At 42.7% G+C, this 12,024-nt stretch carries 13 protein-coding genes; 7 read left to right on the top strand and 6 right to left on the bottom strand.

Annotated features, from left to right (window positions below; all coding sequences use genetic code 11):
* Positions 1-10 precede the first annotated feature (10 nt).
* Together IDJ75_RS06460 and IDJ75_RS06455 are read left to right on the top strand one after the other, a co-directional pair.
* On the top strand, positions 11-448 hold the full coding sequence (locus IDJ75_RS06460; protein WP_191174757.1) for an Hsp20/alpha crystallin family protein: 438 nt from the start codon (positions 11-13) through the stop codon (positions 446-448).
* Positions 449-746: 298 nt separating this feature from the next.
* On the top strand, positions 747-2,669 hold the full coding sequence (locus IDJ75_RS06455; RefSeq protein ID WP_191174756.1) for a tetratricopeptide repeat-containing sensor histidine kinase: 1,923 nt from the start codon (positions 747-749) through the stop codon (positions 2,667-2,669).
* Between the two features lie 55 nt (positions 2,670-2,724).
* Here IDJ75_RS06455 and IDJ75_RS06450 read toward each other — a convergent pair whose 3' ends face one another.
* Together IDJ75_RS06450 and IDJ75_RS06445 are read right to left on the bottom strand one after the other, a co-directional pair.
* Positions 2,725-3,198, bottom strand: a complete 474-nt coding sequence (locus IDJ75_RS06450; RefSeq protein ID WP_191174755.1) for a DUF4112 domain-containing protein — start codon at positions 3,196-3,198, stop codon at positions 2,725-2,727.
* A gap of 56 nt (positions 3,199-3,254) precedes the next feature.
* Positions 3,255-4,208 carry a helix-turn-helix transcriptional regulator gene (locus tag IDJ75_RS06445; protein WP_191174754.1) on the bottom strand — a complete coding sequence of 318 codons (954 nt, stop codon included), beginning with the start codon at positions 4,206-4,208 and terminating at the stop codon, positions 3,255-3,257.
* 129 nt (positions 4,209-4,337) lie between these two features.
* Here IDJ75_RS06445 and IDJ75_RS06440 point away from each other — a divergent pair, with 129 nt between their 5' ends.
* From IDJ75_RS06440 to IDJ75_RS06420, 5 genes are all read left to right on the top strand, one after another.
* Positions 4,338-6,395, top strand: a complete 2,058-nt coding sequence (locus IDJ75_RS06440; protein WP_191174753.1) for a TonB-dependent receptor plug domain-containing protein — start codon at positions 4,338-4,340, stop codon at positions 6,393-6,395.
* 28 nt (positions 6,396-6,423) lie between these two features.
* Positions 6,424-7,038: an HmuY family protein gene (locus IDJ75_RS06435; RefSeq protein WP_191174752.1), complete on the top strand. Its 615-nt coding sequence runs from the start codon at positions 6,424-6,426 to the stop codon at positions 7,036-7,038.
* Between the two features lie 102 nt (positions 7,039-7,140).
* Complete coding sequence (locus tag IDJ75_RS06430; RefSeq protein ID WP_191174751.1) at positions 7,141-7,467, top strand: DUF6686 family protein; 327 nt, start codon at positions 7,141-7,143, stop codon at positions 7,465-7,467.
* A gap of 65 nt (positions 7,468-7,532) precedes the next feature.
* Complete coding sequence (locus IDJ75_RS06425; protein ID WP_191174750.1) at positions 7,533-7,709, top strand: hypothetical protein; 177 nt, start codon at positions 7,533-7,535, stop codon at positions 7,707-7,709.
* Between the two features lie 128 nt (positions 7,710-7,837).
* Entirely contained in the window at positions 7,838-8,560 is a 723-nt protein-coding gene (locus IDJ75_RS06420; RefSeq protein ID WP_224746499.1) for a DUF92 domain-containing protein, read from the top strand.
* Positions 8,561-8,694: 134 nt separating this feature from the next.
* Here IDJ75_RS06420 and IDJ75_RS06415 read toward each other — a convergent pair whose 3' ends face one another.
* The 4 genes from IDJ75_RS06415 to IDJ75_RS06400 all read right to left on the bottom strand — a co-directional run bounded on the left by IDJ75_RS06415 (position 8,695) and on the right by IDJ75_RS06400 (position 12,008).
* Positions 8,695-9,951, bottom strand: coding sequence for an aspartate kinase (locus IDJ75_RS06415; RefSeq protein ID WP_191174749.1), 1,257 nt, complete (start codon positions 9,949-9,951; stop codon positions 8,695-8,697).
* Complete coding sequence (locus tag IDJ75_RS06410) at positions 9,938-10,756, bottom strand: DUF3298 and DUF4163 domain-containing protein (protein WP_191174748.1); 819 nt, start codon at positions 10,754-10,756, stop codon at positions 9,938-9,940. Before IDJ75_RS06410 ends, IDJ75_RS06415 begins: the two co-directional genes overlap by 14 nt.
* Before the next feature lie 2 nt (positions 10,757-10,758).
* Positions 10,759-11,235 carry a GNAT family N-acetyltransferase gene (locus tag IDJ75_RS06405; RefSeq protein ID WP_191174747.1) on the bottom strand — a complete coding sequence of 159 codons (477 nt, stop codon included), beginning with the start codon at positions 11,233-11,235 and terminating at the stop codon, positions 10,759-10,761.
* 83 nt (positions 11,236-11,318) lie between these two features.
* Positions 11,319-12,008 (bottom strand): YggS family pyridoxal phosphate-dependent enzyme, encoded by a 690-nt coding sequence (locus tag IDJ75_RS06400; RefSeq protein ID WP_191174746.1) that lies wholly within the window; start codon positions 12,006-12,008, stop codon positions 11,319-11,321.
* Between the last annotated feature and the right edge of the window lie 16 nt (positions 12,009-12,024).

The raw sequence follows: 12,024 nt of genomic DNA, 5'->3' as shown, positions 1-12,024 counted from the left end.
ATATAAAACCATGACATTAGTTAAATTTAACAACGGACTAAAAAATAACGCACATCCTTTCTTTAACGATGTTTTCGATTCTTTATTGAACGACTCTTACATCGGCGACAAATTAGTTGCACGTGTGCCGGCTGTAAACATTGCTGAGACCGATAACGAGTTTCACATTGAGTTAGCAGTACCGGGCTTAAAGAAAGAAGATTTCAAGATCAACCTGGACAAAAATATCCTGACCGTATCTGCCGAAAAGAAATCTGAGAATGCGGAAGAAACAAAAAAATTCAGCAAACGCGAATACAGCTACAACTCGTTCGTAAGGTCATTCACCTTACCCGATTCTGTAGATCACTCAAAAATTGAAGCCGATTACACCGACGGTATCTTAAAATTAACCGTTGCAAAAAGAGAAGAAGCTAAATTTCAATCAAGAGAAATAACAATAAAATAATTCTAAGAGTGTTTTCATAAGTTGGTTTAGTTAAATGCCGCTTCCTGCAAGGGAGGCGGCATTTTTTGTATTCGGGTATTGTCATGATGAGCCTGTCGAACATTAACAAAGCGTTCGGGGCTTCGGCAAACTCACACTGACAAATATTAACTATATTTGATTCGCTTTTAATTTGTTACCAACGTTATACATGCCCCCCTCACGTCAGCGGATTTTCTTCTTATTTATTTTTACCTGTGTTCTCCTGTCGTCATGTGTATCTCGTACTGATAAAAGTAATGATGAGCTAAATAAGCAAATGCATACAGCAGATAGCCTTGCGTTAATAGGTAAGGGCGATAGTGCAATGCAGATAGCACGTAAGCTAAAATCTAAAATGGGTAATAACGCCCCCTTAATTACCTACTACTATATTATGCTTATGGATCGTTCTCGCGATAATCCCGAACGAATGGTTTTATATGCTGATAGTGCCATGTCTTTCTTTTCGACACAAGAGCGGATAAAGGCTTACCCCGATCAATACCTGAAAGTACTGTTGGCTAAAGGCGATGCCTGCATGAAAAGTAAACAATACAACGCTGCTTTAGATTATTTATATAAAGGCAAAAAGCTGCTTGCCGAAGGCCAATGTGATAACGGACAACTGGCTGCAAGCATTGCAAGTATTTATTACCACCAAAAAAACTTTAGGCTTGCAGCCCAGTATTGGGCCGAAAACTATCGCCGCATTGGTGCATGTGATACTGCCCTAACACCGCAAAAGCGGTTTTACATGCAGCAGGGGTCACTAAATAACTGTGCGCTCGCTTACCAAAGGGCGGGTATGGAAGATAGCGCCGTGGTTTATTATAACATGGATCTTACCGTATTAAACAAAGCCGATAGTTGTGGTGTTATTGAGAAGGGCGTTTTATTGGGAGCAAGAACGGTGCTATATGATAATCTGGGGGGCCTTGCTCTAAAAAATGGGAAATATGCCGAGGCCGAAAAGTATTTACTTACTTGCGTAAATATGGATATCCCCTTAGTGGATGGAATAAAAACACCACCATACATTAAGCTTGCCGAACTATACCTCGTAACTAAACAATACAATAAAGCCGAAGAGGCTTTTAAGCAAAGCAAGTTTTTAATAAAAAAATTCCACAAAGAAAACTCTGACTCAGATATCATCTGGAGCAAGCTATACGCACAATATTTATTGGAATTAAAACAACCGGATAAAGCTTTTCAATATCTAAAAAACTATATCCGGCTAAATGATTCGGTAGAAAAAGCATCTGCAAATATATATCGGGTTGATGTGGACCGCGAACTCAATACATTCCATCAGCAGCAGGTGCTTACAGAGTTAAGGCATCACGATAAGCTTAACCAGATATACCTGTTATGCATCACCATAGCGGTAATATTGTCGGTTATTATTATTGTACTAATAAACCGCAACCTAAACACCAGCAAAAAGAACCAACGCTATACCGAAGAACACAACCGCAGGTTGCAGCAAACCCTAACAGAACTGGAAGCCGCCAATAAAAACTATATCCGTATTATGCGTGTAATGGCGCATGATCTGCGTAACCCACTATCGGGCATTACAGGCTTAACCGCTTTATTGCTTGAAGAAGAAGGGTTTGATGAAGAAAACAGGCATATATTGGGGCTGATACAAAGTACCGGGCTAAACTCTATCGAGATGATAAATGAGTTACTAAAATCGGGGCTGGCAGACGAGAATGAGGCATTAGTACTACAGCCTGTTGATATTAAAGCCTTGCTTCATGATTCGGTAAAACTTCTGCAGTTTAAAGCCAGCGAAAAAAATCAGGAGATCCTTTTTGAAAACGACGGACTGCCCATCATAGCCAACGTTAGCCAGGAAAAAATTTGGCGGGTATTTAATAACCTTATTGTTAATGCCATAAAATTTAGTTACAACGGCGGGCAAATAGTGGTAGATATTGCACTTACACCCGATAAAAAGAAGATAAAAATAGCGGTTACCGATAATGGCGTTGGCATACCTGATAAAGATAAAGGGCATATTTTTGATATGTTCACTACAGCAAAAAAGAATGGCACTAATGGCGAAGAACCATTTGGCCTCGGCCTTTCTATCACGCAAAAAATTGTACACCAGCACCATGGTAAAATATGGTTTACCAGCCAGCCCGGCGAAACCACATTTTATGTTACACTGCCATATAATAAGGTATAACATACCAGGCACCATCACCAAAATGCCTTATACTTTTAAGCGCGAGTAGGCGCTATTAAAAATGTGTAAACAGCCAGTGCAAGGTAAGGTAACTAACGTAAAGTACTGCACCCATCACTACAAATAATACGATAAGCAAAATGGCTATAATGCCATTGCCGCTGCCTGTGTGTTTACCTTCATGATAGTGCTCTTTCAACAACTTGATGTTGCGGGTGTTGGCTTTTATATAAAAATCAGAGATCTGCCCCAATAGGGGTATAGCGCCTACTGCAGCATCTATGCTGATGTTAACAGCCATAAGTATTAGCACTTTGCGGCTTACGCCATTTTTGGCCATTACATAAAGCAAAGCGGCCGACACCACAAAGCCCGATACGTCGCCGGCAAAAGGAATAAGGTTAAGGATAGGGTCGAGGCCGAACCTGAAACTGGTACCCGGTATACGGAATTTATCATCCATGATGGACGATATCCGTTCTACCCATTTCAACTGGCTGCTTAATACAACTTGTTTTGATTTATCCATGCTTCTGCTAAAGCAATAAACAAGCCGTTATTTATTTTAAAAATAATGCTTAAATACTAACCGGCCATTTTAGCTACCATGCTTGGCAAGAAGCCAAACTTCTTTTTAAAGGCAGCGGTAAAATGGTGCGGGTTTTTATAACCGATAATTTCGGCTACTTCGCTAACGCTTTTACCATCCTGTAAAAGGCGGTAAGCGTTATCCATACGCAGTTCAAACAGGTAACCAAAAACCGTGTGGCCAAAAAGGGCTTTAAAACCCTTTTTTAGCTTAAAATCATTCAGGCCGGTTTTGCGGGCAAGTTCAATTAATGAGCATGGCGTCTGCAGGTTTTGGGCGATGATCTGCTTTGCTTCCTGCAGCCTTTCCACATCATCCTTGCTAAAGCCCTTTGTCGCCGCCTTGGTTTCTGCCTGGTGCAGTTGTATAGAGAGCAGTTCCAATACTTTCGATTCGAGGTATATACGGCGGATAACCCCTGGTTGTGCAGCCCCTGTTATTTCTTGTATTACAGCCTGCAACCGGGTGTGTTTGTAATTACCCGTTGCAATAAGCTTCGCATTTTCATTTAATGATAATTTGATAGTATCGTTACCCATTAGCTTACTGATAAACTTACGTGTAAGGCATACGGTAAACATCCTGGCCGACCGTTTTAAAACCAATTCTGCATTCAACACCGGGGTGTAAAAGGTATGGTGGCTACCTTCATTTAACTGGATAGTTTTAATATTTTCCAGCTGTATGGTTAGATCGCCGGTTTGCATAAAATTCATTAACCAGCAAAAACCATTGCAGCCAATATTTATAGTACAAGGTTCTTTTAAAATGGCTTCGGTTTGTATAACACAGGCGCCATCAAACCATAACTCTTTGGCGTTGAAGGTTCCCCAGGTTTCTGCCAGCGCTGTTTTACGTTCCTCAAAATGTACCGGTCCTGCAAAATCTACGGGGTAGGGTAACTCCAGTTTTTTTTGTACGGATGAGTAAGATGTAAAGGTAAGGTGCATAAAATCCGTTTGGCGTCGTTTTCAATCCGTTTGGCGTTAACCAAGTCGCTAATCTTACCGCAAATTTGCATCATTATTTTTAATTAGTCTAAATAAATGAAATATATCTTCTTCTGCTTGCTAATCTTAGTGACACTGAATGCCAAAGCGCAGCATGCAGATACCCTGTCTACTGATACATCAAAAACCAAAAAACTAAAAGAGGTAGTAGTTACCGCTACCCGTACTAATAAAAACCTGATGCAGGTACCTATGCCGGTAACAACCATCAGCAATAAAGAAATTAAAAACCGCGGCCTGGTTCGCCTTAATGAGATATTAAATGAACAAACTGGCTTAAGCGTACTACCTGATGCACACGGGCAGGGGATACAGATTCAGGGTTTTAGCCCCGATTATACCATGATCATGCTGGATGGTTTGCCGCTGATAGGCCGTACAACAGGCATACTCGACTTATCGCGAATTACCACAAACAACATCGAAAAGATAGAGATAGTTAAAGGCCCGGTATCATCATTATACGGCAGCGAGGCTATGGCGGGGGTTATTAATATCATATCGGCAACACCTCCAATTGGTACAACAGGCAACGTTTCGGTGCGTTATGGCACCAATAAAAATGCCGATGTATCATTAAATGGCGCCTATGCTACCAAACGCTTGTCCATATCGGGCTTTGCAAACAGGTATAGCAGCAGCGGTTATACGCTGGTGCCCGAGTCTGGTAGCGCAACGGTATCGCCATTTTACGGATATACGCTAAACGGCAGCCTTGGTTATAAATTCAATGACCGCACTCAAATTAAATTCCAGGTGCGCGATTACACCAGTACGGCCGATAATAACTTTTTGGTTGATAACGACCGCATAACCGGAGATGGGACCGAAAAAACATTGAGTGCTTCTGCCGGGTTAACACACCGCTTTACAGATAAGTTTACGGGGGATGTGAGGCTTTACCATGCGGGCTACAGCACTAAATCGCTTTTAATAAACAACACGGATAACTCTGTTTACGACGAAACATTTTTTGACCAGAACTTTAACCGCGCCGAACTACAGGGAGATTACAAGAGCATCAATGGCCTGCGGTTTACCGGCGGTGTTGGAGGGCAGGACGAAAGTGTAAGGGCTACCCGTTATAACGATAAAAAAACATTCCAATCGGGTTATGCCTATGGGCAGGCAGACTGGATACCGTTGAAAAAACTGGATGTTATTTTAGGCGGCCGTTTTGATGCGCACAGCGTTTACCGCTCGCAGTTTAGCCCCAAACTGGCTGCCAGCTATCAGTTTAGCGATAAGTTTGTATTGCTTGCATCAACAGGCAAGGGTTATAAAGCGCCAGATTTTAGGCAGTTATACCTGAATTTCAATAATGCTATTGTAGGGTACAGCGTATTCGGTTATGAAGAAGCAGCTACCGAATTAAAGAAACTGCAGGATCAGGGCCAGATACAAACCATACTGATAGACCCGGCAACGCTACAAAGGTTAAATGCCGAAAGCTCTACCGCGTATAATTTTGGTTTCCGTTACAAACCTTTCAAGGGCGTTATGTGGACGGTTAATGCCTTCCGTAACAACATCCGCGATCTGATAGATTCGCAGCCCATCGCCATCAAAACAAATGGGCAATCGGTATTCTCATACTTCAACATTCATGATGTTTACACGCAGGGTGCCGAAACCGATATCAGCTACAACTTTTTAACCCATTGGACGGTTGCCGGTGGCATGCAATACCTGGAGGCTTACGACCAAAGCGTGCTCGACAAGATCAAAGCAGGGCAGGTGTTTGGCACCGACCAGGCCACCCGCGAAACTATCAAGGTGAAGAAAAGCCAGTACGGTGGTTTGTTAAACCGGTCGAAATATATGGCCAATGCCCGCATTGCTTACCAGGACGATAAAACAGGCATCATTACATCCATACGTGCTATTTACCGCGGCCGCTACGGTTTCTCGGATGTGGATGGCAACGGTATCGTAAACCGCGATGATGAGTATGTAAAAGGATATGTGCTGTTCAATGCATCGGTATCAAAACTATTCCTGAACAACCAGTTGCGCTTACAGGTAACCGGAGAGAATATAGGCAACTACAAAAACCCGGGCGCCATCAGCAACCTGGCAGGCAGACTGATTTACGCAGGCGTTACTTACAATTTTAATAAACAATAAAAATCATATACACACTTAAACAAACAACATGAATAAATTTAAAACTCTGGCATTAGTATTATTTAGCAGCACTGCTTTATTGGTAACCTCTTGTTCAAAAGACAATGATAACGCACCTGAGCCTGTAAAACCTGTAACCCTTACCGTAAATACCGTTGCCGATTTAGACGGCACAGGCCGTGATGTTTATTACAGCTTAAGCAAAAACGCCGAAGTAACCGGTACCGATATCACCAGCAATAAATGGGACATAAAATTCACCGCTACAAGCATTTTTGTAAATGGTGGTACATCTGGTACAGGCACAACACAGGCGCAGGTTGTAAATAACACCTTTGCCGACCTTGCTACAGCACCAACAGATGGTTATAAAACCGATGCTACAGGCGCAAACGCAATTACGGGCTGGTACACTTATACTGCCGAAACTGCACCGCAACATGCTATACTACCGGTACCGGGCAAGATCATCGTCATAAAAACTACCGATGGTAAGTATGCTAAGTTGGAAATGAAAAGCTATTACAAAGGCAACCCTGATACCACTACGCCAACATTTGCCGATTTAGCAACAAGGCCGACTTCAAGGTTTTATACCTTCAGGTTTGCTTACCAGGCAGATGGTAGTACAACATTAAAATAGCCCCAAAAATGAATAATTAAAGATAATAAGCCCTGTGTTTGCCTGCGGTATTTTAGAGCGTTTGCCGCGGGCGAAACAGGCACCAATTAAAACATCACCATTATGTGCGAAACCAGGATACTTACCCAGAAGGGCCAAACGGTAATAAGCCATTGTGCCGAATGCGGAATGATAAATATATGGCATCAAAATTTGATGCTGTGTTTTACACCCGAACAATTCATGTCGTTCCATCGCTTTACGCAGGAGATGGATTTTGAAGACAGGTGTTTCCCGTTCCCTGATGGCTCTGACAGGGTAGTACTGTGTACGCCAAACCGTGATATTAATTTTGTGTTCACCGACACCGAATGGGACGACTTTAATGCCTCTATGATGGAAGCTATGTACCTGATGGAGGTTTATAATACTATTTACCAAAGCAGATAGGCACAGTTGTTGCAAGGATATAACAAAGGCTGCTAAAGCTTATTTATAAACTAAATACATCTGTTATGAAAACTCAGGATCTTAAAAACAACCCAACCGGCCAGGGCTCACCAACTGCCGACCGCGCTTTTAACGACGCTAAGGAAACACAAAAGCAAAAGGGGATAAGCAACGGCGGTGGCCAGCGCTCCGATCAAACATCAAACAGGGACAACACCCGCAAGCACGAAAATCACAAGTAATAATAATTTAGATCAATTACCCAAAACGCCCTGTAGCAAAAGCTAAGGGCGTTTTTTATGTAACCAGGCGAATATTGCCACGCTATCGCTCAAAGTAATGACCGTGTGTTTTTTAAAGTAATGTTATTATGTTTGATACCACAATGCCAATACCGCAAATTGTTTTTCTGATCCTCCTGATAGCGGCCAGTTATGCCAGTTACAAAACCGGCAAACTAACCGAGGGCGGGGCGATAACCGGCGGGTTTATTGGTTTATGCATTTACCTAGGCACGGGCTATACAGGCATTTCCATGCTGGCTGTATTTTTTGTACTGTCGATTTTAGCTACATCACATAAAAAGAGAGAAAAAAGATACTTAGGTGAAGCCGAACACCCCCAAAAGCGCGACGCGCGGCAAGTGTTGGCCAATGGCGGCTTACCTGCAATATTGGGAATATTGGCAGTTACCATGCCCGATAATACACTACTGGCAACTGTATTTATGGCTGCCGCTTTCGCTTCGGCTACGGCAGATACCTTGTCATCAGAGCTGGGTACAGTTTATGGCAGGCGTTTTTATAATATCCTTAATTTAAAGCCGGATGAAAAGGGCATGGATGGCGTCATCAGCCTGGAAGGTACACTGATCGGCATAGCTGGTTCGGCCGCTATTGCGTGCGTTTATTCATTTACGTTCGGCTGGAACGGAACATTCTTCAACATCCTGATAGCCGGCACCATCGGCAACATGGCCGATTCGGTATTAGGCGCCACGCTGGAGCGTAAAGGTTATATGAATAACAACGAAGTAAACTTTCTGAACACGTTTACGGCTGTTTTAGCTTCATGCCTGTTATTATTGTTATAGCAATATCAGCGCTTAGTTTAGTCATTCGACAGCTTTGCTTTCCTCACTTTCTTTGCGAAGCAGAGAGGGTCGACAAGCGTAGCGATGGCGGGTGAGTAAATTTAAGAATAAACAGGATGTTCCTAACGATCTTACTATCTCAATACCACCTGCGCGGTGTTCCTATTGGTTTGCTTCATTAATATGGTTTTACCGGCTGTTAGCTCTGCAACTGCTGCATCGGTGTAATGCCTTAACGTAATAAGGGTGAGCTCATTATTATATCTTACCTTAAAAGTTTCTTTAAGTGATTGTAATAACTTTTCAAAGCGGTCGGCAGTGTAATCAATACAAGCGGTAAAGCTCAGGGCCGATGTTTGCATCATATTCATCTTTACGTGGTACCTGGCAAACAAGCCGAAGATCTCGCTCAAATGGCTCTCTGATATAAACGAATAATCGTTAGCGGATATGGATAACAATACCTGCTTTTGTTTTATAATGATAACCGGTTTTTCAAACTTGTTGACCGCGTTCTCTTTGATCACCGTACCGGGTGCATCAGGATGTGTAAAGGGCTTAACCAGTAACGGTATATTGGCGTTTTGCAGTGGCTTTATGGTTTTTGGATGGATAACACTTGCGCCGTAGTAAGTCATTTCTATAGCTTCCTGGTAACTTAGTTCATCAAACTTAATGGTATCGGCAAAAAACTTTGGGTCGGCGTTTAAAATGCCGGGCACATCCTTCCAGGTGGTAACAGATTCAGCGCCAAGGCAGGCCGCAAAAATGGATGCCGTGTAGTCGGAACCCTCACGGCCAAGGGTAGTGGTAAAGTTTTCAGATGTGCCGCCTAAAAAGCCCTGTGTTACTACAATGCCTTTGTTAAGCATGGCCGGGATATCTTTTTGGATGCTTGCACGGGTTTTATCCCAATCAACCACACCTTCGCGGTAGGTGTTATCGGTATGTATATAGCCGCGAACATCAAGCCATTTGCTGGTGATGCCTTTATGGTTAAACCAGGCGTTTACTATGCGGGTTGATACCAGTTCGCCAATGGATACGATCTGGTCGTAAATAAAGTCGTAATCATCGTGTGGTTCATCTTCAATAGCCCAATCTATCTCAACAAAGGTATTGGCTATCTCATCAAATACAGGGTGGCCGTCGCCAAACAGCTCATGCGCTATCTGGTAATGATAATTTTTTATCTCTTCGAATATCTCATGCAGATCATCAGCACCGTTAAAATAGGCATCCGTCAATTTTTCGAGCGCGTTGGTAGTTTTGCCCATGGCAGATACGACCACTAAAATTTCATTCCCCGAATAAGTGCTAACCACATTGCCCAGGTTTATAACCCCCTGCGCATCCTTAACCGACGCCCCGCCGAACTTAAATACCAGCATTTTTATATATGTATTGTGAAGCGACAGACTTCGGCCGCATTAATGTTTTAATTTGTGAATAGGGGATTATCAATTCTGTTTGCCCCGCGGCATAAGGCTTTATCTCATACTGGTTATAAACAAAACGGATGCCTGCCGGGGTTATCGAGTAATTCTCGTTCAGCGCGAATTTGTCATCCTTAAAAAAGTAATCGTTCTTTAGCGATGAGGTATCGGTCAGTTTTTCATTTTTACGGAATATCTTTTCGGCAATTTTGGTTAGTTGCGGTTTATAACCATCCACTAAAATATCATCAAGCGTTACATTCTTATTGGTTTTGGTATCCCAATTAATAAACCCTTTAAAACTGCCGCCATGCGCACCACCCTGGTATGAATAGCCTCCATATTCTAAAGCCAGCAAAGCCGAATCCTGCCGAATCACCCTGGCGTAGCTCTCAAGCGTGTAAAACATTGCCGACCGCGGATCATCCTTTTTGGCATCAGTGTACGATTTTAAAAAATTAGTGGCCAGGCTGTTAAGGCCGGTGTCCGGCTTTTCGCCCAACATAAATATGTTAAGCAGCTTGTGTTTTATGGTATCGTTTAAAACACCCTGCCCCTTAAAAAGCGGGTATTTTATATCCACCACCGTACAGGTACTATCAGGTTTGCTGCCACAATCGGCAGCACGTTCATGTATGGCCCGGTAGGTGTAAGTAAGAGTATCCGTAAAAATAGCAGCCGGTACTTGTTTTGCCGGGGTTCCCCACTGGCATGAGCTTAGGCCCAGTACCGCTAAAAATAGTAATGATGTTACCTTCATAGTTATAAGTTAGCTATCTGTTCTTTTGATAAAGATGCATTTAACCAGCCGGCCTCAATATTGGCCCCGTATTTTTTGTAAAAGTTTATAGCCGGTTCGTTCCAGTCAAGCACCTGCCAAACCATACCGCTAAAGCCCAGTTCGCGGGTTTCCTGAAATAACCTGTCGAACAACAGCTTACCAATGCCTTTGCCACGGTATTCTTCGGTCACTATCAGGTCTTCCAAATACAAACGGCTGCCTTTCCAGGTAGAATAGCGTACGTAGTACAAAGCAAATGCCACTACTTTACCGTCGGCCTCAACAACAAATGCTTTCCAAACAGGTTTGCTGCCAAATCCTGCATCTTCAAATTCTTCCAGCGTAACGGTCACCTCTTCGGGTGCACGTTCAAACAAAGCAAGTTCATGAATAAGCTCCAGCAGGCGCGGGCAATCTTGTTTTTCGGCTATACGAATGTTAAAATTATTATTTGTCATTGAGTTCATTAGGTCATTGAGTCATTAGGCCCAATGTGATTTTTTGTTTTTAACTAATCACCACTTACTTAATCAACCACCCACTAATTATTCTTATAGTGTTTAATTACCCTGCCGCCAAATATGGTACTGCCCAGGCGCACCATGTTGCTGCCCTGTTCAATAGCCAGCTTATAGTCTGATGACATGCCCATTGATAAGGTATCAAAAGAGTCCTCCTTGCGGAAAAAGCTAACTTTAATACCATCAAAAAAGGTTTTCAGCTCGTAATACTCTTCCTTTATCTGCTTTTCGCTATCGGTATTGGTGGCTATACCCATCAACCCGCGGATGCGGATATTTTTTAAGGCCGCGTATTCATCGCTGCGTAACAGTTCAATAGCTTCGTCAAAGCCCAGGCCAAACTTTGTTTCCTCGTCGGCAATGTAAATTTGCAGCAGGCAATCAATAACACGTTTACTTTTTTCGGCATGTTTGTTAATTTCCTGTAAAAGCTTCAGGCTATCTACAGATTGTATCATGCTGATGAATGGCGCTATATATTTAACCTTATTGGTTTGCAGGTGGCCAATCAGGTGCCACTCAATATCTTTAGGTAATTGCTCGTGCTTTTCAACCAGTTCCTGTACTATGTTCTCGCCAAATAAACGCTGCCCGGCATCGTATGCCTCTTGCAGGTCGGCTGCCGGTTTTGTTTTTGAAACAGCCAGCAGGGTAACATTTATTTCGTTAGTTTCTTTTTTTAAGCTTTTAATATTATCCGCTATGCTCATTTATCGTAATTTTGCG

Origin of the sequence: Mucilaginibacter rigui (assembly GCF_014773275.1) — a bacterium.
Classification (GTDB): Bacteria; Bacteroidota; Bacteroidia; order Sphingobacteriales; family Sphingobacteriaceae; genus Mucilaginibacter; species Mucilaginibacter rigui_A.
The sequence above is the reverse complement of the archived record's forward strand: the minus strand, read 5'-3'. Positions and strand labels throughout refer to the sequence as shown.